General features: G+C 65.4%; 17 protein-coding genes. 4 read left to right on the top strand and 13 right to left on the bottom strand.

Going from position 1 to position 24,818, the window contains the following annotated elements:
- Positions 1 to 259: NAD(P)-binding domain-containing protein (locus ACFQS2_RS11125; protein ID WP_377792824.1), on the bottom strand; the 259-nt coding region annotated here is incomplete at its 3' end.
- A gap of 471 nt (positions 260 to 730) precedes the next feature.
- Here ACFQS2_RS11125 and ACFQS2_RS11120 point away from each other — a divergent pair.
- Positions 731 to 1,585 (top strand): hypothetical protein, encoded by an 855-nt coding sequence (locus tag ACFQS2_RS11120; protein WP_377019613.1) that lies wholly within the window; start codon positions 731 to 733, stop codon positions 1,583 to 1,585.
- A gap of 91 nt (positions 1,586 to 1,676) precedes the next feature.
- Positions 1,677 to 3,182, top strand: a complete 1,506-nt coding sequence (locus ACFQS2_RS11115; protein WP_377793812.1) for a hypothetical protein — start codon at positions 1,677 to 1,679, stop codon at positions 3,180 to 3,182.
- Here the strand turns inward: ACFQS2_RS11115 and ACFQS2_RS11110 are convergent.
- The 12 genes from ACFQS2_RS11110 to ACFQS2_RS11055 form a co-directional block, all read right to left on the bottom strand.
- Positions 3,145 to 4,470: a D-glucuronyl C5-epimerase family protein gene (locus tag ACFQS2_RS11110; RefSeq protein ID WP_377793811.1), complete on the bottom strand. Its 1,326-nt coding sequence runs from the start codon at positions 4,468 to 4,470 to the stop codon at positions 3,145 to 3,147. The genes ACFQS2_RS11115 and ACFQS2_RS11110 overlap by 38 nt on opposite strands.
- Before the next feature lie 77 nt (positions 4,471 to 4,547).
- On the bottom strand, positions 4,548 to 6,293 hold the full coding sequence (locus ACFQS2_RS11105; protein WP_377793810.1) for a hypothetical protein: 1,746 nt from the start codon (positions 6,291 to 6,293) through the stop codon (positions 4,548 to 4,550).
- A gap of 57 nt (positions 6,294 to 6,350) precedes the next feature.
- Entirely contained in the window at positions 6,351 to 7,607 is a 1,257-nt protein-coding gene (locus tag ACFQS2_RS11100) for a glycosyltransferase (RefSeq protein WP_377793808.1), read from the bottom strand.
- 164 nt (positions 7,608 to 7,771) lie between these two features.
- Positions 7,772 to 11,548, bottom strand: a complete 3,777-nt coding sequence (locus ACFQS2_RS11095; RefSeq protein WP_377793807.1) for a glycosyltransferase — start codon at positions 11,546 to 11,548, stop codon at positions 7,772 to 7,774.
- A 63-nt stretch (positions 11,549 to 11,611) separates the two neighbouring features.
- Positions 11,612 to 12,775: a non-hydrolyzing UDP-N-acetylglucosamine 2-epimerase gene (wecB, locus tag ACFQS2_RS11090; protein WP_377793806.1), complete on the bottom strand. Its 1,164-nt coding sequence runs from the start codon at positions 12,773 to 12,775 to the stop codon at positions 11,612 to 11,614.
- Between the two features lie 30 nt (positions 12,776 to 12,805).
- Positions 12,806 to 13,822: an ABC transporter ATP-binding protein gene (locus tag ACFQS2_RS11085; RefSeq protein ID WP_377793805.1), complete on the bottom strand. Its 1,017-nt coding sequence runs from the start codon at positions 13,820 to 13,822 to the stop codon at positions 12,806 to 12,808.
- On the bottom strand, positions 13,803 to 14,699 hold the full coding sequence (locus ACFQS2_RS11080; RefSeq protein WP_377793804.1) for an ABC transporter permease: 897 nt from the start codon (positions 14,697 to 14,699) through the stop codon (positions 13,803 to 13,805). Before ACFQS2_RS11080 ends, ACFQS2_RS11085 begins: the two co-directional genes overlap by 20 nt.
- Positions 14,696 to 16,468 carry a glycosyltransferase family 4 protein gene (locus tag ACFQS2_RS11075; protein WP_377793803.1) on the bottom strand — a complete coding sequence of 591 codons (1,773 nt, stop codon included), beginning with the start codon at positions 16,466 to 16,468 and terminating at the stop codon, positions 14,696 to 14,698. Before ACFQS2_RS11075 ends, ACFQS2_RS11080 begins: the two co-directional genes overlap by 4 nt.
- Before the next feature lie 239 nt (positions 16,469 to 16,707).
- A complete protein-coding gene (locus ACFQS2_RS11070) occupies positions 16,708 to 18,459 on the bottom strand; it encodes a hypothetical protein (RefSeq protein ID WP_377793802.1) in 1,752 nt (583 codons plus the stop codon).
- A 78-nt stretch (positions 18,460 to 18,537) separates the two neighbouring features.
- Positions 18,538 to 19,344, bottom strand: a complete 807-nt coding sequence (locus ACFQS2_RS11065; protein WP_377793801.1) for an ABC transporter ATP-binding protein — start codon at positions 19,342 to 19,344, stop codon at positions 18,538 to 18,540.
- Complete coding sequence (locus ACFQS2_RS11060; RefSeq protein WP_377793800.1) at positions 19,341 to 20,447, bottom strand: ABC transporter substrate-binding protein; 1,107 nt, start codon at positions 20,445 to 20,447, stop codon at positions 19,341 to 19,343. The genes ACFQS2_RS11065 and ACFQS2_RS11060 overlap by 4 nt, the downstream gene beginning before the upstream one ends.
- 3 nt (positions 20,448 to 20,450) lie before the next feature.
- A complete protein-coding gene (locus ACFQS2_RS11055) occupies positions 20,451 to 21,371 on the bottom strand; it encodes an ABC transporter permease (RefSeq protein WP_377793799.1) in 921 nt (306 codons plus the stop codon).
- A 310-nt stretch (positions 21,372 to 21,681) separates the two neighbouring features.
- On the opposite strand from ACFQS2_RS11055, the gene ACFQS2_RS11050 reads away from it, so the two are divergent.
- The gene (locus ACFQS2_RS11050) at positions 21,682 to 23,103 is read left to right on the top strand and encodes a sodium/glutamate symporter (RefSeq protein ID WP_377793798.1); all 1,422 of its coding nucleotides are present in this window, start codon (positions 21,682 to 21,684) and stop codon (positions 23,101 to 23,103) included.
- 76 nt (positions 23,104 to 23,179) lie between these two features.
- A complete protein-coding gene (locus tag ACFQS2_RS11045) occupies positions 23,180 to 24,808 on the top strand; it encodes an amidohydrolase (protein ID WP_377793797.1) in 1,629 nt (542 codons plus the stop codon).
- The last annotated feature ends 10 nt before the right edge of the window (positions 24,809 to 24,818 follow it).

Here is a 24,818-nt window from a genome sequence, read left to right as displayed (position 1 = left end):
GCGGTACCACGATCACCACGGCGTCGGCCTGCGGGATCGCCTCGGCGTAGTCGGTCGTCGCCCGCAGCTGGCCCGCCGGGACCAGTTCGCTCAGCTTCTCCTGCAGCTGCGCCTCGCCCGGGAACGGCTCTCTCGCCTGGTTGATCAGCTCGACCTGGCGGGGATTGGTGTCCACGCCGATGACCTCGTGCCCTGCATCGGCGAACTGCACCGCCAACGGCAGCCCGATCTTCCCCAGAGCCACAACAGCAGTCTTCACGATGAACCTCTCGATCCGTGCAGTCGGTACGCACAAGCAATGCCAGCCCGACCATACTGTGTTCGCCCCGTTCCACTGCGCACAGGCGCCCATTGGCAGCAGTGGAGCGACACGATGATGCAGCTGCCGTTCCTGAGCGACGTGGGCCCTCGGGCCGCCGCGCGCCGACAACCGACCCGTTCCTGCGTGAGGGATCGAGCCGCCGCCCAGCGGTGCAGCCATCACGCCCCGCTAGGGTGAGGACGCGTGAACGACCTCTTCCCATCGCCAGGGCCTCGGCACGAGCCGGACACATCACCGGCTCCGGGGCGACGCGTTGTCGGACTGGCCGCGTACACCATCGCGGCGATCCTCGTCGCTGTCGTCGGGACACTCGCGGTCGACAGGCTCGTGGGCCAGGGCACCGGTGACCGGGCCGCCGGGATCGGCCCGTACGACTCATCCGGTGCTGCGGACCGGAGGCCGAGCGAGGTGCCTCTGACGTTCGGTGCGCAGGACGTCGTCGTCGATACGGTCACAGTTCCCGCCGCGGAGGCCGGCAGTTCGTCGCTGCTGTACTTCGATGTCGGTGTGGGCGCGGTTCCCTCATCGAGCGCGCTCGCGGCGTTCGTGTCATTCCGAGTCAGCTGCACGAGCGGAGGGGAGCCCGCCGAGATGCAGACGGACGGCAAGCTCGGCACGAACCTCTTCCTCGCCCGTGGCGGCGATGTCTCGGGCCAGGCGCTCGCACCGGGCACCGGCGAGGAGCTCGAGTGTTCGCTTCTCGCCTCGGCGCCTTTCCTCGAAGCCACTGACGACGGCGTGAAGGCACTTCCGCTCCAGGCCGATCTGCGGATCGAACCGACTGACGGGACTCATGTCCCCGCTCTGCACCGGCTGGATGACGCGACGCTGCTCAAGCCCCGCACGGTCACGAACGTCTTGAGCGTGCAGATCGATGATCCCGCCAGGCTGGACACGATGAGCACGACGGTGCGTCTGACCTCATGCACTGTCGTAGGTGGATCGCGGGATACCGGCGAGAACAAATGCCGGGCTTCGATGACCGGCAGGGAATCGTCCACCGTGCGCGTCCGCGTCATCGCCCGCTGGCTCGACGCCGAGGGGAGCATCATCTCCACGTCGACCTACTGGGACGAGACCCTCGCCGTCGACTACAACACCCATCACGTGCCCTGGACCCTGCGACAGCAGGGAATGGCAGAGAAGGTCCCGGGCGACGCGGAGGCCGTGGTGCTCGTCGTCCAGGTCGAGAACCTTGCGGGGACGCCGGCCGTCGTCCACGCCGACGGCACGGATTCCGTCATCACGACCCGTGCCCGATGAGCGGCCAGATCATCCGATACCGGCACGATAGTCTTCCCAGGACCGATTGCAGGGATGGGCGTCCTCCCCCAGAGAACGGCGAAAGAGAGCAATGGACCACGACTCCGTACCGTTCGACGTAGATGGCCCGACCAGTCACAGGATCGCCGACGTCCGTGCAGCTTACGAGAAGTTCGCCCGCCGAGGTCTCGACGTGATGAGCGAGAAGATCGCGAGCGAGCCGGCCTATGACTCCAACGAGCAGGGACACTTCGCCTGGGACGTCTCCTTGCTCATCCGTGCTGCGTGCCTCACCTGGCGGGTGACCGGGGACCCCGCGCACCTTCGTCAGGCCGCCACGTGGGCTCAGCACATGGTCGAGCGGACCGACCAGGCATTGGGACGCAAGAACTGGCGAAAAAGCACCGTCCCGGCATGGTCTGCAGGCCCCCGCTACACCGCGGGAACGTCAGCTATCGGCACTATCGGCGGTGCCACCATCAGCCTGCAAGCAGCTTCCGAGCGCGTCGTCATCGAGCGACCGACCGATACCACGGCGATCATCCATTCGATCAGAGATGACGGCAGGACTTGGTCGTCGCCTGAAGGTTCCCTCCTCCCACACGATGCGGACTATCTGCCCGACCTGCTGGCCCGACGGAGCTCGATCCATTCGGTCCTTATGCGCGGCCTTCCGGCACCAATCGATCTCACCTTTCTATCGGCCGGCGAGTTCGAGGTTCGCCACCAGTACGGTGCCCATCTCGTCCATACCGGCCTTATCGCCCGATCTCTGCTCGCTGCCGCCGAAGCGATCGAGGCGGCAGGCCCAGAGACCGTCAGCACCGGCATCGCGGCCGATGACCTTTACGAGGCTGCGCGGAACGCGCTATTCCTTCATGATGACGAGATCCGCACGCGCTCCGGACAGGCGTGGTATATCACGCTCGAAGACTTCCCGTCACGCCGACTGGGGCTAGAGGTCCCGCACAATCATGTTGTCGATGCCGCCACGTCGTTCCTCATTCTCGGAAGGCGAGACAAGGACAAAGGGCTCCTCGGCCTCGGGGCCTCATTAACCCGACGATTCCTCGGCGAGATCGACGCCTATGAGGCCGGAGAGCTGCGGCACCCTTGGTACTACTACCCTGTGGACAGCGACATCTTCTTCGGTGTGACCCGCGACGAGCCGATGGCTGAAAGATGCATTTCTCCCGTGCAACGCGGCGAAGACGCCTCGCATGCCACGATGCGCGTGCGGGCGCTCACCGAATGGAAGGCGATGGACTCTCGGCTAATCCCAGATAGGACACTGAGCACTGCCGCCCTGGCATTCAGGCGGTTCTACCTGGGCACGAAGCATGGGATCTCGTCGATCAGATGGCTTCCTGGCGACAACAACGACGCACCGAAGTTTGGTCAGGCGGATACATACTCCGGCGCATGGGGCTCACTCGCTCCGTGGGACTCCACCATTAAGCGTCGAGTCAACTCCCTGGCTTTCCGACATCCTCCGGAAGCGATTTTTGGCGCAACCGTGCTCTCCGCGGCGGAGATTCTTGCGATGAACACCGGTGGCTCTACTTATGCCGCTTCGGATCGAAGCGCTCCAGCGTGATTCGCGAGTCTGCATACTCGGACAGATCGGTCCATCGGGACGGGTATTGACGCCACTTGTCGCGGTAATAAGCGAGAAGGTCACTTCCGGTTTCCTCAACGATCTTCCCCAGCGTGTCCACATGGATCCAGTGATACTGATTGAACTGCCTATCCGCGATAGCCTTTCCGAAGCCTGTCGGATACGCGACAAGTTCCGCGTCGGTCCAGGGAACGGCCAATTCGATCTCATTCTCCCCCTCGTCCACAGGGAACGTACCGAGCTCGCGGAAGTACTCCACTGGCAGGTTCTTGGTCATGGGGGAGTACGGACCATCCCCTATCCCGAGGCTGACCGCGCCGCTCCCGGAAGCGCGAACGGAGAGAAGCACCTTGTTCGGTGCGGGCCACGTCAGGCGGCTCAAGGAGAGAACAAGAGTCTCTGCCGCCCCGTCCGAAATCTTCCGCGGTCCCGCCTTGAGCGCCTCGCCAGCGGGATCGCCCGCCACATTCGCTTTGTAAACGCCGCTACCGGGCATGTGCACCCGGCAATCCGTGATCTCAAGATCCGCGCCGACGGCCTTCGCCTGTATTGAGGCAACCCCTGTAAGGCGGTATCGCGAGTTCGCCAGTTCAGGCACATCATAGACCGGGATCAGCCGCTCGAGGCCGCGGACCGACCGATGGAAGATATCCCAACCTTCGTCGCTCTGCGTGCTCCGTGCATAATCGCGAAGAATGCAAGTGGCCGTCGTCCACCCATTCAAGGTGCAGTCCGGAGCCTGCGACGGGTACTCCTCGATGATCAGCCCGTCGTCATCGGTAGTCCTGGCAACGCCGCCCTCCTCGGCAGGGATCAGCAGACTGCGCACAATCGCGAGTAGCGGCGCCTTGAAGCGCTCCGTGCCTGGCAACGTCACAAGGTTGCGGAATCCTTCGATGTACCGCGACTGCGTCAGCCCACTATAGAACGTTCCACCTCTCGTCGAGACGGCAGTGCTCTTCGGGTTATACAAGAAAGCCAGTCCGTCACCTAGGGGCGTCATCTGCTCGACTGCTGCATCGGCCACCCGCTTCGCGGCATCAAGGAAGACATCGTCCTTCGTGCGGCGGTACTGCGCGATGTAGTCCGCGATAACGTAGGGGCCGTAAATTGGGTGGGCGTATAGAACGTCCCCGGTCCGACGCCCCGGGTAGCCGTTTCGCAGGAACTCAATTCGATAATAGTTCCACACCGTTCGGCGCGATGCCTGCAACGGAGGCAGGCCGACCTCGGCCTCGTTTGTGATGTACTCGACCTCAGCGGTCACACTTCCCCCTCGCTCTCGCGAAACCTCGCGGCGCCTCCCGCCCTTTCCGTCGACCATCGGGGGCCGACGTCACCGAGCTACTTCTCGGGACGCGCTGCACTGACGTTCGCTCGGACCTCCTTGACTCTGCGTAGAGTATCAGAAGCGAGCCGTGCAACTTCTTGAGCATATTCTCTGAAGCTCAGCTCCCACATCGCGCGCGAGAATACGAGCTCGAAGCGAACATTACCCTTGCCCGCCTCGGCATCCTCCACGAACTTTCTGACGGATGGCTCAGAAAAGGTATCCAGGCCCGAGACCCCGTCCAGGATCGTCTCAGAGAGTTCGCTCCAATCCTCGTTCTCCCACATCCACGGCGTTGCACGCGTTTTCGCCGACCCCTTGTAGAACGGGACCTGCGACCACTCCGGCAAAATCTCTCGCAAGATGTCCCGATGGAGCCGCCCGTATTCGATCGAAGGTTTGAACATCGCCGATATCACGCGAGGGATCATCTGCGGAGCGTAGAAGGGAAGCAGCGTGCTCTCGGTCGCCTGCGGCATCGACCAATACGGCATCTTACTGAAGTTGTAGAAGAAGTCGACGACCATGAACGACGTAGTCATCCCGAGACCCTCGGCCTCGTCGGCAAATCGCAAGGACGACTGGATCGAGTCGTCTATACCATCGCTTGTCACGCCAGGTCCGCCCGATTTGATCATGGCGGCGAGTCGCTCCCGACCAAGCTCAGGGCCCTTGCCCTCCAGTTTTTCTCGCCAACCTGGACTGAGAAGGGTCATGCCCTGGACGGCCTCGCCTCCGAGCCCGTTGATCCGTGGAGCGGAACTCGGCCTGAATCCCTCGAACTGATTGGTACGATACGCGGAACGCGCGTTGTATGCGCCTTCCCAGGCCCTTTGGAAGGATATATATCGATCGAGAACCCGGCCCTTTGGTTTCTTCGGCTCCAGGACCTGGTCGACGCGATGCTCCACCGGGAAGTCAGTCAGCCGCAACAGTTCACGAGCCGTTTCCACCTCGCCCGAGTCGGTATTGACCGTCCTGACGGCATCAATGACACCCGCGCGAAGGGCAGCTGCAGCGGTTACTCGCGAGTCCTTGCCCCCGGAGAGATCCGCGATCGGCTTTCCGGCCCACCATGATGCAGAGGCAAGTGAGCGCAACATGCCATGCGCTCCTTCTGCCAGGGTCGGGATGTCACCGCTGCCCGTCGAATGGATCCAGCGATCACGGTCGCTCGTCGTCGACGTGGTGCCATCAGGCGCGACGTGGATCCTCGTACTGGCGGTCAGCTGACGGCCGTTGCCGAGATGAGCGCGCCCCTCACTCGACCAACCGAGCGTCGCCATGTCGTTCCACGTCGATTGCTCGAACCTCGGTGCCAGCCCGCCGAAGACATGGGCGAGCCCTGGCCTGCTGCTCCAGACGTGACCAAATCCTGGCACGTCGAAGGAGTAGAGGCGCACCATTCCGAGTCGGTCGTTGACGATCTTCAAGCCGGCGGAGCGCGTCCAGTGGAACGCGGCGCAGGGGGCGCCCATCTCGACCGGATCCGCGGTCCCGTCCGCGAAGTTGCGTGCGAGCATTATCGGATCCACGGCGCTATCGGCGCCGCCCGCAGCGACAGGTACATGCAGCCAGGCGGCAGCTTCGTCACTGCGTGACGCGACCATTGCCCAGTCAATCCTGGGCGCACGATGCTGCCAGACCAGGAACCCTGTGCGGCCGTCTCCGATATCGACTCGGTCGAGCGGCCCAGCGGCCACGTCTTGAATGAATCGGGTCGCGGAGTCACGCCTTACCCGGAGCTCATCCAGCGACATCGCATCATGGCGATCACAGGCATAAGCGAGAATAAATTGGCTGCTGGACAATGTCGGTCACCGCCTTCGGAAGAATCGGACGAGGTTGTTCCTGAACGAGGCTGGTTCGGGTTTGACGATGCCGAATTCCTCGGCAAGCTTCAGATGCAGACCGGTGAGGCGTGCCTCGTAGTTCTGCCAGTTCTCCGCAGCGGCATAGGTTCCACAGTTGAGTCTCATCTGTTGCAGATCTGCGTCAGAAAGAGCGTTGACGGCTTCGGCAATCTCCTCTGGGTCGAGGCGACGGTTAACCGTCAAGCCGATTTGGTATTGCTCAATCTTCTTCTTCATCTCCGGCATGTTGCTGGCCAGGATCGGCACGCCAGCCGCAGGATACTCCCACAGCTTGTTCGGCGAACAGTAGAGATGGTTGAGGCCGGTGTTCTCGTACGGGATGGTGCCGAGCGTAGCGCCGGCGGTCCACATCAAGAGCTCGTCGTGGGGAGCGCTCGGGACCATGGTCACTGCGGCGCGACCTGCGGGACGGTCCGCTCCGGTATCGAGGTACGCACGGATGTCGTCCTCGAGCTTCCCCCACCCCATGAACACCAATGACCAGTCCTCGCGGAGATGACGAGAGGCCTCGAGCAGCGCGGATATTCCTCGATGAGGGGAGTATCCGCCTTGGAACAGCAAAATTTTTTGATCCCGGTTCAAACCAGCCTTCTTGTGGAGACGACCGTCATAGGTTGTCTGCGCAACACGCTCGACCGCATTGGGCACCAAGACCGCGTCTGGCAAGGACGGGTACTTCTCCCGATAGAAATCGGAGATGCTCTGATTCAAAGTTATGAATCCGTTCACGTATCGGACATTCTCACGGATGATCCGGGCATTGACCGCAGCGCGGACGTCCTCAATGCTTGCCAGGTCTTCGTAGATTTCGTGGGCATCCCAGATCAATGGGCAACCGAAAGCTTCCTTGTATTTCGCTGCGGCCGCTAGTGCGAGATGGTCGTGCATATGAACGATATCCGGCTCGAAATCGTCTCTCACGCTCTCGAAGATCGTCTCGCCTTGAATGCGAAAAGAGGTCCAGATCGCGCTTTCGCGGCCGGGGGGGAGCTCTTCTCGTTCCATGCGTGGCTTCTGGTCCGAGAGATCCCGGTGCTGCAGGTGCACGGGTACCCCGTTCGGCAGGACGAAGTCCTCCGTCTCGTCCGCGGTGAGTCCGAACAGGCGCACGTCATGCCCCTGCGCCTTCAGTGACGCCGCGCCCTTGAGCACTCTCGCGTCGTGCTTGACCCCGTTATGGACGACGGCAGCAATGCGCATGGTGCTCCACTCCTCGTACGTTGTTCGGTCGCGAGCAGTCCGGACTCGGGTCAGCCCCCGTCATAGTAGCGACCTCCTGCGTCGCGCCGGGTACCGTCCGCGTCCCGCCAGGCCCGCCCAGCCCAAGGCAGCCGCCGAGCTGATCGCACCCGGCAATGGGGGGCTCACTTCGGCAGCTGCGAGCCCGCCAGGCGACGGATCTCCGATACCAGGATCTCCCGCTCGCTCGTCCACGTGTTCTCACGACCGAATCTCTCCGCATTGCACCGATACGTCCAGTGACGTGTCCGATCGAGCACTGTCCTCACCGCAGCGGCGAGCTGCTCCGGGTCGAAGGGGTCGTAGACCTCTCCGCAGCGCGCCGCCTCGACGATCCGGCGGAGCTCCGGCAAATCGGAGGCGACGAAGGGGACCCCGGCTCCCGTGTACTCGAACACCTTGTTGGGCAGGGCGTACCGGTTGTTGCGGGAGACCGGCTGATACGGGATGAGGCCGACGTCTGCGGCGGCCGTGTACGCGGGAAGCTGTCCCGGTTCGACGGCGGGGAGCCAATGCACCCTATCCGTGACGCCGAGGTCTCCGGCGAGCTGCTGCAGCTCCTCGAGGATCCGGCCCTTGCCGATGAACACCAGGTGGACCCCCTCAGGGAAGTGCTGGGCGGCCCGCACGCAGACGTCGAGGCCTCGCCCCGCCATCAGTCCGCCCTGGTACAGCACCACCTGCGAGCTCTGGGGGATTCCGGCCAAGGAGCGGATGTTCAAGGGGTTGGCTCGTACGTCCGCCGGGATGGCTGGCGCACAGTTCCGCAGCACCGTGCCGCGCACGCCGTAGCGCTTCTCGTACTCGTCCCGGATGGTCTCGTTGACGACCACCACGGAGTCCGCACGCCGCATGTACGTCTTCTCGACCGACCACAGGAGCCGGCGCTCGTAGGGGCGAAGCGTCGTGCTCTCGAGATAGAGCTCATGGCAGTCGTGCAGGTGCGGGACACCGAGCCTCTTCGCCGCGATGCTCGCTCCGACCAGCCCGGGCAGATCGGAGCTGACCACCAGATCCGGCTCGTGCGCTGCGATCCGCTCCGGGGAGAGCCGCCAGAACTCCACGAAGCGGTTGACGAGGTGGACCCGCTTCAACTGATCCCTGATTTGCAGGTCGCGCCGGTTCCGCGTGGTACGTGCGAACTTGGTGAGTCTCTTGTCGGCTCTCTCCCAGGTCTTTTGGATCCGCTGGCGCGCCTCCCGGGTCGAAGGGGCGGTCCACCCGCGGTGGATCATGGCCACGCCGGGAAGATTACCCGTCATCCACTCGGGCGCGTCCTTCACCGGCTGCCGTGCCTTCTCGGCGCGGTCCTGCTTCACCTGGTCCCACTTCGCCTGACGCTTGTTCTTCTGTCTCGTCATCCGAGCCTGGTACCGGACCGCGAGCGAGCGGACCTCGACGAAGTCCGCGGACAGGTTCGGGTGGTCGATGCCCTGGAAGAAGTCGTCACGGGGCGTCGTGTTCACCACGGTGACCTGCGCACCCAGCTCGAGGAGTGTCAGGATGTTGCGGCGGATGCGGCCGGCGATCTGGGGCTTCATGGCGACCACGACGACGCGGAATGGCTTGTCAGCACCGGTCGCCGTATCCGGAGGAGGGAGTACGGCGCGTTGTCCGCCCTCCGATGGCGAGGAGTCCGTGCGGGATGCCTCCCGGGATGCGGCGCGGGCGCGCTGGGACGGGACCGCCTGGGCTCCCGTCTCACGGGCGCGCCGTTCGAGCTCCGCGCCGACCACACGGTCTGCGGGTCCTCGGTATCCGAGCTGTCGATAGACGCGGTAGTACTCGGTGACGTTCGCATCCCAGGTGCGCTGGGCACGGACCCAGCGGGCGGCGCGCACTCCGAGGTCACGCCGCTTCAGCGGGTCCTTCACGAGCTCCACGAGCTTGCGCCCGAGGTCGCGGTGGTACCCGGCGCGGAACGTCTCGGCGACGCCGGACTCGTCCGCGATCTCCTGCAGGGCATCGACATCCGAGAGGACGACCGCACGACCGGTGGCGAAGGCCTCGAAGGGCTTGAGGGGGGTGACGAGATCCGTGACCGCGGACTCCTTCCGAGCGACGACGAAGATGTCGATCAGTCCGTAGTAGCGGACGATGTCCTCGTGCGGGACCGCACCGGTGAAGATGACGTTCGCGATGCCGGCCTTCTCGACTCGCTGCTTCAGCACCGGCAGATGGCTTCCGTCGCCCACCAGGAGCAGGTGGAGGGGCACGGTGACTCGTCCCGATGCCAAGTGGAAGGCATCGATGAGGGTGTCGATGCCCTCGTATTCGACCATCGAAGAGATGTACCCGATCGTCACGGCATCCTCGGGCAGGCCGAGGTGTGCCGCGAGATCGGGGTCCCGGTCCTGCATGGGGAAGTCCTCCGCGCTCACGGCGTTGGGGACGATCGAGAGCTGATCGCTCGCGGCGCCGCCGGATTCCAGGATGTGGTCACGCATCACCCCCGCGAGCGTGAAGTTGTGGTCCGTGAGCGTGCGGGCGATCTCTTCGGCGTGCCGGCGCAGAGTGTAGGCGGCGGGGTGACCGTAGGTGGCGAAGATGCTCTGCGCATCGCGCTGCCAGTGCTGAGCGGTGATCACCCGGCTGAGGTAGGACTCCTCCCAGAACCCCCGTGTCTCGTACACGGTCGGGATTCCGTAGGCGGCGCCTACGGCGTGCACGATGCGCGCGTTGTAGAAGTCGGAGTGGGCGTGCAGGATGCTCGGCCGGAGCTCCCGGACGAGAGCGGCGAACTCGGCGATGTTGGTCCGGAGCCACTCGTCGACGAGGCCGTCACCCCGCGCGGGACCGGGCAACAGGTAGTAGTCGATACCCTGGTGCGTGTAGCGGGTGGTTTTCTTGACCTCGCCCTCGGTGATCCCGGACTGGCCCACGATGGCCACCGGCAGTCCTCGGTCCGCCTGCGCCCGCGCGGTGTAGTGCGTGCGCAGCGTGTACCCCGACTGGGTCTCGGGGAGAACCTTGCCGACCAGATGCAGAACGGGACCGGCCGGGTCGTGGGCCGGGGACCGCGGCAGGTCCACCCTCACGGACGTCGGATTCCTGAAAACGGCGATCTCGTGCTCGAGCTTCACGACAGCGCTGCGATCGCTGGCCAGGCGTGACTTCTCCGCGATCTTTCGCAGCACCAGGACGGCCTGATCCCAGTATCCCGAGGCCCGGTAGAAGCGATAGAGCTTCCGCAGCGTGCCCAGGTCCAGGCGCTTGAGCAGGTCGTAGCGCATGATCAGGGGCGCGATCTCAAGGAGCTGGTCGTGTTCGAGGTAGTGGTCCAAGAGGTCCGCGGCCTGCTGGATGGTGAGGAACGAGCGGGGGTGCCGTCCGAGCTGGATCGCGGACTCCGTGCTGAGATGCCAGGCGCCCTGCGCTACCCGATCGATGCGGGCGAGGTCGGCCTCCACTGGCTTGAGGAAGCCCTCCGGCACCCGGCGACGGAGGATGCTAGTCGTCCTCTGCAGCGTCTTCAGCTCGTCCTCGATCGCCGTCAGTTGCCCCTCGCGCACCCGCCGATTCAGCACGGTGATGCTCTTGCGCATCCCGGCGAGATCCGCCTGCAGTGCCGCGATCTCCGCCGCTTGCGTGCGGTCGGCTTCCGCGATCTCCGCCGTCTGTATGCGGTCGGCTTCAGCGCGTTCCGCCGCCTCGCGAGCGCCTTCTGACACGCGCCGCTCGAGAGTGCTCACGCGGGTCGCCGCCGCAGCATTCGCCCGGACGAACCGGTCGGCGACGCGGAGCGCGGCGACCGCGAAGACCGCCACGAGAGCGACACCGGCGACCGCGGTGACCCCGGCAGCGATCCACGAGCGGGTCACCGCCGTCACGACGAGCAGCAGGAGGACGACGACCATCGCTCCCCCGCCGAGAATCACTGCTGTCCGCATCGTCGCGCGCATCGGTGCATCCCTTCCTGTTCCTCCCGTGGCCGTGGTCCTCACCCGGCACGGTGTGTCGGATGATCAGTCGGCGAAGTCGTCCGGTCGGTCGCCTTCGGTGAACTTCCACTTGATGGCACCGATCGTCCGCTCTGCGGCTCGTCCGTCCCCGTACGGGTTCACGGCGTTCGCCATCCCGGCGTACGCCTCCTGCGAGTCCAGGAGCAGCGAGACCTCATCCACCAGGCGCTGGCGGTGGGTGCCGATGAGCTTCACGGTGCCGGCGACGACGGCTTCGGGACGCTCCGTGTTCTCCCGCATCACCAGCACCGGCTTCCCGAGGCTCGGTGCCTCCTCCTGCACCCCGCCGGAGTCCGTCAGGACGATGTCCGCCAGGCTGAGGGCGCGTGTGAACTCGGCATAGGCGAGCGGCTCGATGAGGATGACGTTGCCGAGCCCCTCCACGGCCGGCTGGATCGATGCGCGGACCTTGGGGTTCTTGTGGATGGGGAAGACGACCGTGAGGTCCGGGTACTTCCGGGCGAGATCGGCGACGGCCGCGCCGATGTCCTCCATCGCCGTGCCCAGGTTTTCGCGGCGATGCGCCGTCACGAGCAGCACCCGGCCGGGCTCACCGGCGTCCATCGCCCGCTGGAGTTCCTCGAGCCGGGGGTCGTCGAAGGTCACCTCGAGATGATTCGTCGCGAACAGGAGCGTGTCGATCACGCTGTTGCCGGTGACGACGATGTCATTCTCGCTGACGTCCTCGCGGGTCAGGTTCGCTTTGCTGGTCACGGTCGGAGCGAGATGCAGAGTCGCGATCTGGCTGGTGAGCTTGCGGTTCGCCTCCTCGGGGAACGGCGAGTTGATGTCACCGGATCGCAAGCCCGCTTCGAGGTGGATGACGGGCACCTGCCGGTTGAAGGCGGCCACGGCCGCTCCCATCACAGTCGAGGTATCGCCCTGGACGATCACCGCGTCCGGCTCCTCGCTCTCCAGGAGTCCGTCCACGCCGGTGATGACCTTGGCGATGATCCCGTTCAACGTCTGGCCTGCGCTCATGATGTCGAGATCGTGATCGGGAACGATCTGGAAGATGGTGTTGACCTGGTCGAGCATATCCCGATGCTGACCGGTCACAGCGACGACGCTCTCGAGGCCGGGGTCCGTCTCGATCGCCTTGATGATTGGGGCGACCTTGATGGCCTCGGGCCGGGTGCCGTAGATCGTCATGATGCGCAGAGTCAACGCGTGCTCCTCGATGTGCTGGTGGTCATATCAGTCCCGCTCATCGACGGATGAGACCGCGGGGAAGGGTTTCTTCGGGGATTGCGAGTTTCGATCGTAGACCCTGGTGAAGGGATCGGGCTCCAGCTCAGGGGCGTCTCGCCTACCGCCGCGAGCCTTTTCGTCGGTCCGCTCGGACGGAAGGGTGAGCTGCGCGGCCTGGCGCTGCTCCTCCCCCTCCTGCACGGCGTCGCGGAGGAGTCCCGCGGCTTTCTCGTCCTGGCCTTGGGCGAGGTTGTGGGCGAACCAGCGATACTTGCGTGCGACTTCCACCGCGTCCCCGTCGAGGACCACCTGCCCGCGCTCCATCCAGATGGCGCGCGAGCACATGTTCTCGATGGTCTGGGCAGCGTGGTTAACCAAGAAGACCGTGCCGGCCTTCTCAAGCATCTCGTCCATTGCTCGACGCGAACGCTCTGCGAACGTGGCATCACCGGTCGAGAGCGCCTCGTCGATCATGAGGATGGACGGGTCCGCCGCGAGGGAGATCGCGAACTTGAGCCGCGCCCCCATGCCGGAGGAGTACGTGCGCATCGGCAGATCGATGGCGTCGCCGAGAGCGGAGAGCTCGACCACGTCGTCGAAAATCTCCTCGGCGCGCTCCGGCGTGAGCCCCATGGCCAGGGCACCCAGTTTGACGTTCTCAGCCCCGGTGAGGTCCGGGAGGAGCGCGGCGCCCACACCGAGGAGCATCGGCTTCGCGGACGTCATGACGAGCCCGGAGCTCGGCGGCTCGAGCCCCGCCAGGATCCGCAGCAGGGTCGACTTCCCGGACCCGTTGCGGCCGATGATCCCGATGAACTCGCCGGACCTCGCCGTGAACGAGACGCCTCTCAGGGCCGACACGGAGACCATCTGCTTCCTGCGGAACTTCCCGAAAAGGTCCTTCCGCGGCCCGCGGTCCGTGCGCAGCACCTTGTACCGCACCCGGAGATTGTGGGCGACGACGGTCAGCGGCGACTCGACCGGGGCGACCCAGCGCTCGCTCTCAGTTCTGCTCTCCGCCATAGGTCTCCTCCCCTCGCCAGAAGAAGACGAACCCGAAGACCGACAGGCCGAGCGCCCACGCCCCGAGGATCAGCCAGTGCTCGGCGGACGGCACGACGCCGTCCATGAGCACTTCTCGATAGAGGACGAGCATGTGGTAGATCGGGTTCGCCTGGATGAGCATCATGGCCACCGGATGCTCGAGGAACCGCTCGATCGGGAAGATGACGCCCGAGCCGTACATCAACAGACGTCCGGCGAATGACATCATCTGGGTCAGGTCGGGGAAGTGGAAGCCGACGCGCGCCATCACGCACGAGATGCCGAGGTTCAGGAAGAACTGCAGGAGGAATATGACCGGGACCAGCAACCAGGCGAGCTCCGGGAGCTCGTGTTCGGGCACGACCATGATCATGATGACGACCATGGCCACCGTGTAGACCATCTGCAAGGCGTCGCGGATCTCCGCCGATATCGGAAGCGCCGCTCGCGGGAACGCGAATGCCCTGATCATCGCCTTTCCGGAGTGCAGGACACTTGGGCCTTGACTGATCGCTCGCATCGTCGAGCGGAACATCAGCACCCCAATGATGATGAACGCGGCGTAGTTTTCCATGCCCCGGTCCACCTGCAGGATCAGCGCGAAGATGACGTAGTACATCGCGGCATCGAGGAGCGGGCGGAGCACCAGCCAGAGGCTGCCCAGGCGGTTGCGACTGTTCTGCGTCGCCACCCGGTGCCGGGCATCCATCCAGATGAAATGGCGCCGCTCCCACAGCTGTCCTGCGTAGTCGGAGAGGGACGGACGGACGCCGACCGGCTTCAGGTCATCGGGCTGCAGCCCACGACTCTCGAGAGCCTGGCGGACCTGGTGCACGGACTCAGCGCTCTGCGTCATCCTGTCCTCCTCTCGTCTCGTCTCGTCATCGCCCGCGCGTACGCGTCCGAGTACCGGCGGACGAGGCTCGGCCACGTGCGCTCGGCTGCCAGACATCTTCCGGCCTCTACGAGGCCGACCGTCATGCCGGGATCGTCGTGAAGCCGGGCGATGGCCCCGGCGAGTGCCACGTGATCGTCCGGCGGCACCACTATGCCGCATGACGTGCCGTCTTCGGCCGTGATGGTCTCCCGGAGCGCAGGAAGATCCGAGATAATCACAGGACGTCCCAGCGCCAATGCCTCCACCGGCTTCTGAGGTGTGACGAACCGCGCCACCTCGACGTCACGACGAGGGACGACCACGGCGTCAAGGGCTTGCACCCAGTCACGCGCGCTGCGTCGCGGGACGCGTCCAGGCAACACCACGCGGTCGCTGATGCCGAGGGAGCGCGCCAATGAGCTCAGGCCAGGGGCTGCCGTGCCGTCTCCCGCCAGAACCACCACAAGCTTCTCCCACAATTCGGGTCGACCGCAGCGCCCGTGCACGATCTCAGCGGCAGCCCGGAGAAGCGTGTCGAAGCCCTCGTAATCGACTAGAGCGCTCACGGCGCCCACAACAAATGCATCGGATCTATCAAGCGCCACGGAACGACGTGCTTCAGCAGGGCTCAGATGCCGCTCCAGCAGTTCTGCATCCACACCGTTGGGGATGATCGTGATCGCCCCCGGCTCCACTCCCCGCGCCACGAACTCACCGGCCATCGTCCGACTTAGCGTGACGACGGCATCTGCGGAACGGGCGAGCTCGCCTTCCCGTGCCGCGATCAGGCGTGCCCGTTGCGACCGCTTCGCCTCCGCGCGTGCGGACTCAGAGAATTGGGATGCGACCCAAGTCTTCTCCATGAGTCCGCGGGCTTCTAGGATCCACGGCAGGCCTGTGGCCCGAGCGACGGCCTGCCCTACCAATGCATTGCGATAGTCTGTTGTCGTGTGGATTATGTCCGGACGGAACTCGCGGACCACAGCCAACGCCTCATGCACTTGCTGCAGCAAGCGCTGCTCGGGAGTTCGCGCAAGGAATAAAGGCAGCGTCCGTCGGTAATTAATTCCGTCAACGGAGTCCTCGCGTGCGGCACCAACTTTACCAACCATTACCGGATACCCCGTCCGGGTGAGCGCCATCGATCGCACTCCGGCATCGGTGAGCGCGCGAAGTATGCGATGAGTACGCAACGTGTACCCGGACTGGGTGTGGGGCAGCGAGTTGGTGACCACGTGCAGAACGCGCAGTCCCTCGAACGGAGCCGGCTTGGCATTCGTCGAGGACCGATCGGGCAGACTCAATCCCGCCGCCAGCGGCAACCGACGGCCCGTTCGGAGCAAGTCCAGCTCGCTACGCAATAGGAGGGCATAACCGTCGCCATTCAGGCAGGCATCCCGCAAGATCTGGAGGGCGCCTTCAAGGTCTCCCCGCGACCAAGCCGCGCGCGCCCGGGTACGCGCGGGCGCGGTGTCACCCACCAAGTCGGTGCGATTCAGCAGGATGGCGATCTCGCCCGCAAGACGCGATGGTCGGCCTGCCTCGAGGACTTCACCGACGAGCCGACGTGCATTCAACATGTCTCCGGCCATGACCGCGCCGAGGGCTGCAACACTCGGCAACGCGGCTGATGCACTCTCCAGCACTCCACCCATCAGCATGCGCGCCCCGAGCGGCAATCGCCGACTTATCTGGACGGCAAGCAACGCGGGATCGGCGAAGGCGTGTTCCACCATCGACTGACCCACGATCACAACGTTTCGGGCGACATCGCCACACCGTTGCCACATACGGCCCCGCGCACGGGGCATGGACAGTGTCTTCACTGTTTCACAACTTCATTCCGCAGCACTCGCGGCCGCTTTACACAATTGGCGACACCTTCTGTCCATAGTCCCGACGCGAAGCTGTGCCGCCAGAAATGATCGTGAGCGAAGTGTGGAACCCCACCGCCGCCGACGCTTCCTCGCCCCATACTAGCGAGTCGTCACGGGCGAGCGCTCCAGTGGCGCTCACGGCGACGCTCAAGTTTTGCGGCGTGTTCCGGAATGGCGTCGACAACGAAGGCCTTGTTGAGGGTCGACTCATGCATCGTCGCGGCAGTTTCAGCGTGCACTTCCTGCTCCAGCTCGAGCATTTTACCTTCATCAAAAGCGCCCTTCCACTCGTCCCTTTCATGAAGAAGGTACTCCATGGAGCCCGGGGAGGTGTTCCAAATTCTGTTCGCCTGGACGATCTCTGAGTTCTTGAAGTCCGAGACACCGCCTTTGAAGTACGGCATATCCGACCATTGTGGCACCAGAGCTACGGTCAACGCGTCCTGCAATTCGCGGTTAACCCTCTGTTCGGGCGTCATGTCGATTGCCGCACGCACGAATACCGGATTGAGGAGCAGCACGAACGCGCTCCCGACGAGCTGTGAATTCGGCCAACGTCGGAATTTCGCCATCATCTGGAACACATTGAGAGCGGTAGCATCCAACTGACCGATCGAGCACATGACGTCGACCTGCCCGTCGATGTAGCGATTCGTGCTCTCGGCAGCACGTACCGTGTTCCACTTCGGAGGTAGCGCTTGCGGCACCCGTCGGAGCGGATGCTCCATAGCTCGTACGCTTTTTAGAATGTGGGGAGTCGAGTAATAGAGGGGATGCATTACTTCACCATTCCCACCTCCTACACTGAAGGCGCTTCGGCGGGGCGGTCGCACAATGGGCGACTTCAGATTCAGGTGGGCAAAATCGCCATCCCACTGCCTCATAGCTGCTTCGATCCGCTCTTCGATGGAGAAACCCGCGGCCCGGCGCGGATCCGAGCGGACAACCTGATGCTTGAGTCCTCTCCCTTCGAGAAACTCCTCGGTCCCGAGAGCCTCCACGAGCTGGACGGCAATGTCAGCTTCTCCCTGAAGATTTCCGAGGGTATGGATCAGGCCAGGGCGTCCACCAGCGATCCACGCCGCTGCAGTGAGGCGCGAATCCCGCCCTCCTGAGAGATCGACGCGCGGACGTCTCGACATGATCGCGCCGATGTTGGCGGTAGATATCGCGAGTGAATGGGCGGCTTCCTCGATATCGGGATGTCGCTCTCTGTATTCGAAGTGGTCCGAGAGATGGCCGTATTGACGGATACTCACCTCGTCGTGCGTCCCGACCGCGACGACTTCGGCAGCACCGAGACGCCGAACGGCCGTGAGCGGCGAATTCTCCTCTGGCCAGAACCCGAGCTGGGCGAATACGTCCGCGCCAAACTCGTCTGCCTTTAACGGGGTCGCGGAGAACATTGAGACCATTCCGATGTGATTGCCGACAGCGGCAAAGTGATCGTTGGTAACCACGTACGCGCGAGCAAACCCGAAGATATCGTTCCACATCTCCATGCCACCGTTCTCCCAATGGGAGATCCCGAAGTACCCGGGATGCACGGTTCGGCGCCCCGGATCTTCCCGGAGCGTGTCCAGGGCCCAGCGATGCCAGGAGGACTGCGCGATCTCGGTCTGGAATGAGATCGGCGGCTGCGAGAGTGAGAGTGCGCCATGCTCATCCTGGAGCCAAGTCGGAGCTTCCCAAGTCTCGTCTAACGCGCGAGCATTGATCGAAGCTCGCCCCGGCGTTCTCTTGACGGCAGCAGTGTTCAGGTCATACGCCTCTCCGCCGATACGCAGGGCCTCTTCCCAGAGGGCCGGAAGCAATTGACGTCCGCGCCCAGAGAGCGCAGCTACGCCGAAATTGATGTTCATGGGTTTAGATTCCTCTTTCGTCCTCCGGACGGCCACGAGACAATCGATAAGAACCGTGGACGGCATCGGGTGCATGGATCACCGCTCGATCGCTCCCGCGACCTTTTCCCGCAACTCGATGAACTCCGGCAGGCGGCGCATCTCCTCACCGAGCATGTGCCCGGCGTCGGCCGAGAGGGTGACGTCCTGGTCGAGCACCACGCGCCCGGGGCGAGCGCTCATCACCAGGACGCGATCCCCGAGGAACACTGCCTCGTCGACGTCGTGGGTGATGAAGAAGATGGTGCGGTGCTGGGCGCGCTGCAGCGCCAACAGGTCGGCCTGCAGGCGGCCCCGGGTGATGGCGTCCAGCGCTCCGAAGGGCTCGTCCATGAGGATCACGTCGGTCTCGTTGGCCAGCACGCGGGCGATCTGGGTGCGCTGCTGCATGCCGCCGGAGAGTTCGTACGGTTTCGCGTCGCCGGAATCGCCGAGGCCCACCAGTTCGAGGTACTCCTGGGCCTTCTCGGTGCGCTGCTTCTTGCCCACCTTTCGCATACGCATCCCCAGGGCGACGTTCTCACGCACCGTGAACCACGGGTACAGGTTCGGCTGCTGGAAGACGACACCCCGCGCTGCGGCCGGACCGGTGATCTGCTTCCCGCGGTAGTGCGCGGCCCCACCGGTCGGCTCGAGGAATCCGGCGAGGATCTTCAGAAGCGTGGTCTTCCCGCAGCCGGAGGGGCCCACCACGCAGATGAACTCGCCCTCGGGGATCGTTAGATCGGTCTCGGCGAGGGCGTGGACGACGTCTCCGGAGTCGGTGACGTAGCGCTGCGAGACGCCATCGAGCGAGACGACGGCGCTCTGCGCGGCTCTGTCGGTCGCGTTCTGGGTCGCGGTCATGTTGAGGCCTCCTCGATCGCCTCGGAGTAGGGCATCTCCTGGTAGTCACCGTCCTCGGCGAGCGCGTCGATCTCCTGCTGTCCCTCCAGGAACTCGGCGGTGCTGCGGAAGTCGTCTGCGAGCCCGCCGCCGAAGTAGTCGGGGCCGGCCTGCTCCTCCAGGGTGGGGAAGATGTACCCCTCCAGGAGCTGCTCGGCGTCCTCGGGCGGAATGTCCAGCTGCACCGCGATCGAGGTCGCGGCTGTCTCCGGCTCCTCGGTCAGCAGCCGGGCGCCCTCGCCCTGCACGAGTGTCCACATCCGCATGAACTCGGGGTTCTCGGTGACGAAGGAGCCGGTGCCGGCGACCATGTCGTACGTCGGGGCGCCCATCTCGGCGCTGTCCTCGCTGGAGAGGATCGCGTGACCGTCCTCGAGGAGCTCCGCCTGGGTGGGCTGCCAGATCCAGGCGGCGTCGATCTCGTCGCGCTGCCAGGCGGCCAGGATCGCATCAGGCGCAAGATTGATGACCCTCACCGCGTCGCCGAGGCCGGCTTCATCCAGCGCCGTGAGCAGCGAGTAGTGGGCTGTGGATCCGAACGGCACGGCGATCGTCTTGCCCTCGAGGTCGGCGAGCTCTTCCACGGCCGGGTCCTTGGCGACCAGGGATTCGGCCTGGCCGATGACGTCGCTGATCCAGATCGCTTTGATGTCCTTGGACAGCGGCGGGGAGGCAGCTTTCACAGCGGGGCTGGAGCCGACCTGGGCGATGTCCAGGGAGTCGGAGCCGAACGCCTGGATGACGTCGCCGCCCGAGTTCATCTTGACCCAGGAGATGTCTGCCTCGGGCATGCAGGCCTCCAACAGCTCGAGGTCCTTGATCACCAGGTCCCCGTTGGGGATCGCCTGCCACGCGATGCGGGCGGAGGTGGTGATGCTCGGATCCGGCTCGACCGGGCAGGCGGTCTCGCCCTCGAAGTTGTCGGGGTGGCTGGTGCGGCCCGATTGCACGCAGCCGCTCAGGGCCAGCACGAGACCGAGCGAGGCCGCGGCGATCCGCAGCGGGGTGCCCGGGCGGCGATGGCCCGTAGACGGGCGACCGAGAGCGGGGGGCGTGGTGATCATCGGTCAGACCTTTCCCTGCCAGGGCACCAGGCGGTCGCCGATCCAGCGGATGCAGCCGTCGAGGGCGACCGCGACGAGACCGATGACGATGATGCAGGCGATCGTGAGCGACGTGTTCAGCTGCGTGCCGGAGATGTAGGCGAGGCCGCCGATCCCGGGGATGCCGTTGTTGAGCTCTGCGGCCACCACGGTGGTCCAGGCGAACCCGACCGCGAGCCGCACGCCGGAGAAGATGGAGGCGGTAGCGGCCGGCAGCACGACGAAGCGCGCTATCTCCGGCGGCCCGGCGCCCATGCTGCGGGCCGCGGAGATGTAGTCCTCGCGCACGCCGCGGACTCCGTCGATGGTGGCGATGACGATCGGCGGGAAGGCGGCCAGGAACAGCAGCAGGAACTTCGAGAGATCGCCGATGCCGACCCAGACGATGATCAGGCCGATATAGCCCAGCGGAGGCAGCGCCCGCAGGAAGTTCAGGTAGGGAGCGAGTGCCGTGTTCGCCGGTTCCCACATGCTCATGAGGAAGCCGAGGGCGATTCCGGCGACCGCAGCGAGGGCGACGCCGACGCCGATGCGCTGGAGGGAAGCAAGCAGGTGCTCCCACAGGTAGTAGTTCTGCACCCCGCACACAGTCCGGCCGGAGGCCTCGTCGACCACGAGGCACCGGTTGGCGTTGATGAAGGAGCCGAGCACCGACTGCGGACTGGGCAGGTACAAGGGATCGATGAGTTTCAGTGCGGTGATCAGCCACCAGATCGCCAGCACGGCGACCAGAACCCCGGCCTGCAGCAGGCGGTTGCGCCGGATGCGCCGGGACCTGCCGCGGCGCGCGGCCTTGACGACCTGCTGGGAGCTGGCATCGTCCGCGTCGGATCCGGGTGCAGCGGACGCCGGGACGGTTCCTGCCGCGCTGTCTCCGTCACTCATACGTCGTTGCCACTCCATCCCGTCTGCCACATATCGCCGGTGCGCTGCTGGGACAGTACCGCATCGCCGCAGGCGGAAACGGCCCCGCGCCGGACTATGCCCCGACTGGGCGCCTGTGCGGCACACGACAGGGAATATGGTTCCTGATTGTTACGTCAGCGTTCATTCGCGAGGCGCGGCGGCGCCGACGGCAAAGCCCACGGACACGATAGCCTCCGACCCCACGACGATCAGACCCCACGACGATCATTCGCGCCCCGCTCCCCGACCCACAGCGTCCGCAGCGGGACGACGACAAGGAGTTCTCCCCGTGTCAGCGCTGTTCGGCCTGTCCCTCATCGGTGCCTTCTGTCTGATCGGGATGGCGGTACGGCGGTGGGTTCCCGCCTTCCGCAGCAACCTCGTACCGGCATTCGTGATCGCCGGGTTCCTCGGTGCGATCGCCATGAACCTCGGCCTCTCCGGAGTGTTCGACGGCGTGGACAGCGCCATGTTCGCCACGCTCACCGCCGAGCTTTTCACCCTCTCCTTCATCTCCATCGGGCTCACGCCCCCGCCCCCGGGCTCGGGAGGGGGCGGGCAGACGCAGAAGGTGCTGCTGCGCGGCGCGTGGGCGATGGGCCTGACGTGGACCCTTGTGTTCGCCGTGCAGGCGCTGCTCGGGGTCGCGATCGTCGCGACCACCGGGCGCTTCGGCGGCATGGACGCCATGTACGGCTTCATGGTGCCCTTCGCCTTCGCCCAGGGGCCCGGCCAGGCCGTCACGTTCGCGGGGATCTTCGAACAGCAGGGCTGGGACAACGCCGTGGACGTCGGGCTGGCGTTCGCCTCCGTCGGGTTCGCCGCCGCCTTCCTGGTGGGTGTGCCGCTGGCCAAGTGGGGCATGAACCGGGGCCTGGCCACCCACTCGATGGGCATCTCCGACTCCGTCGGCAAGGGGTACTTCCGGGACGAGGAGGAGACCGAGACGATGGGCTCCGAGACGACGTTCTCGGGCAGCATCGACACCCTCACCTTCCACTTCGCCATGATGGGCGTCGCCTACATCCTCGCCCACGGCCTCTCATGGCTCTTCGCGTTCATCCCCGGCTTCTTCGGCGACACCATCAGCGGGATGATGTTCATGAACGGGCTGCTGTCCGCCTACTTCCTGCGCTGGGTGCTGCGCCGGCTGAACGTCGAGCACCTGATGGACCGCAGGCTTCAGGCCAAGATCACCGGCTTCTCCACCGACTTCGTCGTGGTCGCCTCCTTCATGGCCGTCCAGGCCGCGGTCGTCGCCGCCTGGATCGTGCCGATCCTGGTCACCGTGGTGCTGGTCATCGCTGCCACCGTGGTGATGGTCTTCCTGATCGGCCAGCGCTACGGCAGCGACCACGATTTCGAGCGCACGATGGGCATGTACGGCACCCTGACCGGGACCACCCCCACGGGCCTCGCCCTGGTGCGGATCCTCGACCCGCGCATGCGCACCACCACCATGGCCGAGATGGGCCTGATGAACCTTCCCGAGATGCTGTACATCCCCGCGATGCTCACGATCTCCGCGGCCTTCGCCGGCGAGCTCGGCCTCCCCGCGGCGCTGGGCATCATGGCGGCTCTGACTCTCGGCTACTTCCTGATCATGCTCCTGACGCGCTCCTTCGGCTCCCGCACCTGGAGCCTGCGCGGCACTGCCCAGGGAGCCGCTCCCGACACCGATCAGGACGCGGCCTCGGTCACCGGCGCCTGATCTCCCTCCTCCGCGCGGCACGCCCCGCCGTGGCACGATCGCCAGCACAGAACCGCTCGAGAGAAGGACCCACCCCGTGGAGACGCTTTACCGTTCCGGACGCATCCTGACGATGGTCGACCAGGACGACGCACCAGACTCCGTGCTGGTCCGCGATGGCCGGATCGCGTTCGTCGGCCCGCTCGCCGAGGCCCGTACGCAGGCAGGCGCCGACGTCACCGAGGTGGACCTGGCCGGACGCACGCTGATGCCCTCGTTCATCGATTCGCACGGTCATCTGCTCCAGCACGGGGCGCTCTCCGCGCTGGTCGACCTCGAGCACTCCGGCAGCATCGCCGACATCGTCGCCGCGTTCCGCACGCGTCTCGCCGAGCGCGATCCCTCCGACAGGTCCCCGTTGATCGGCGCGAAGTACGACCCGAACCTCCTGGCCGAAGGCCGCCACCCCACCCGATACGACCTCGACCAGGTCGCCACCGACCTGCCCGTGTTCGCTCTGCACCGCAGCATGCACGTCGCCGTCGGGAATTCGTTCCTCGTGGAGAGTGCAGGCCTGACGGCTGAGACCCCGGATCCCGAGGGGGGCCGCTTCGGGCGCGGCGCCGATGGCACCCCGGACGGGTACGTCGAGGAGCATCCCGCGATGGCGGCCTTCGCAGCGATCCTCTCCCCCGGAGGCAGCGGTGGTCTGCTACCTGGCGGCGCGTCCGACCCGGCCCGCTCCGTGCGGCTCGCCGTCCAGGACTACCTGCGTCATGGCATCACCACCGCGCAGGAGGGCGCTGCCGATCCCGCCACCGTCGACGGACTCGCCGCGGCCGCCCGCTCAGGAGGCCTCGGGCTGGACGTGGTCGTCTATCCCGTCGTCCAGTCCGAGACCGTCGCCTACGACCGGTATCCGGAGTTCGCCGGGGACTACGTGGGCCGGCTGCGCCTGGGCGGGTACAAGATGATCCTCGACGGTTCGCCGCAGGCCCGATCGGCCTGGATGAGCGAGCCCTACGAGCCGGTCCCGGGCGATGAGAACCCCGGCTGCGCCTACCCGATCCATACGCCCGCTGAGGTCGAGGAGTTCACGCGCACCGTCGCCGAGCAGGGGCGGCAGCTGATCGTGCACTGCAACGGTGACGCGGCCGCGGAGCTGTGGGTGAGCACCGCCGAGCGCGTTGGCGCCGAATATCCGGACTGGCTCAAGACCCGCCCGGTGATGATCCACGCCCAGACGGTGCGCGATGATCAGCTGGAGCGGATGGCGCCGCTGGGCATGATCGCCTCGATCTTCTCCGTGCACACCTGGTTCTGGGGCGATGTGCACCTGCGCAACTTCGGGCCCGTGCGCGGCCGGCGGGTCTCCCCGGCGCGTTCGGCGCTGGACCGCGGAGTTCGGGTCACGCTGCACCAGGACTCCCCCGTCACGCCGCCGGACATGCTGCTGTCGATTTGGGCGGCCGTGAACCGTGTCAGCCGCACCGGCCGGCCCGTCGGCCTGGAGGAGCGCATCTCCACCTGGGAAGCGCTGCGCGCCGTGACGGCCGAAGCGGCCTACCAGTACGGCGAGGAGCACGACAAGGGATCGCTCCGCGCCGGCATGCGCGCCGATCTCGTGATCCTCTCCGGTGACCCGCTGACCACCGCTCCGCAGGACCTCCGCGATCTCGAGGTGCTGGCAACGATCAAGGACGGGGAGCTCGTCTACGAGGCGTAATGCCCGTGAC

Source organism: Brachybacterium sp. GCM10030267, assembly GCF_042666875.1.
Taxonomy (GTDB): domain Bacteria; phylum Actinomycetota; class Actinomycetes; order Actinomycetales; family Dermabacteraceae; genus Brachybacterium.
Note: the sequence above shows the minus strand (reverse complement) of the source record. Positions and strands in the feature narration are given on the sequence as shown.

Bases quoted from the DNA above. Each gene is read 5' to 3' on its own strand.
- ACFQS2_RS11115 (WP_377793812.1), top strand. From the start codon at position 1,677: ATGGACCACGACTCCGTACCGTTCGACGTAGATGGCCCGACCAGTCAC.
- ACFQS2_RS11105 (WP_377793810.1), bottom strand. From the start codon at position 6,293: ATGTCGCTGGATGAGCTCCGGGTAAGGCGTGACTCCGCGACCCGATTC.
- ACFQS2_RS11100 (WP_377793808.1), bottom strand. From the start codon at position 7,607: ATGCGCATTGCTGCCGTCGTCCATAACGGGGTCAAGCACGACGCGAGA.
- ACFQS2_RS11095 (WP_377793807.1), bottom strand. From the start codon at position 11,548: ATGCGCGCGACGATGCGGACAGCAGTGATTCTCGGCGGGGGAGCGATG.
- ACFQS2_RS11085 (WP_377793805.1), bottom strand. From the start codon at position 13,822: ATGGCGGAGAGCAGAACTGAGAGCGAGCGCTGGGTCGCCCCGGTCGAG.
- ACFQS2_RS11080 (WP_377793804.1), bottom strand. From the start codon at position 14,699: ATGACGCAGAGCGCTGAGTCCGTGCACCAGGTCCGCCAGGCTCTCGAG.
- ACFQS2_RS11070 (WP_377793802.1), bottom strand. From the start codon at position 18,459: ATGAACATCAATTTCGGCGTAGCTGCGCTCTCTGGGCGCGGACGTCAA.
- ACFQS2_RS11065 (WP_377793801.1), bottom strand. From the start codon at position 19,344: ATGACCGCGACCCAGAACGCGACCGACAGAGCCGCGCAGAGCGCCGTC.
- ACFQS2_RS11060 (WP_377793800.1), bottom strand. From the start codon at position 20,447: ATGATCACCACGCCCCCCGCTCTCGGTCGCCCGTCTACGGGCCATCGC.
- ACFQS2_RS11055 (WP_377793799.1), bottom strand. From the start codon at position 21,371: ATGAGTGACGGAGACAGCGCGGCAGGAACCGTCCCGGCGTCCGCTGCA.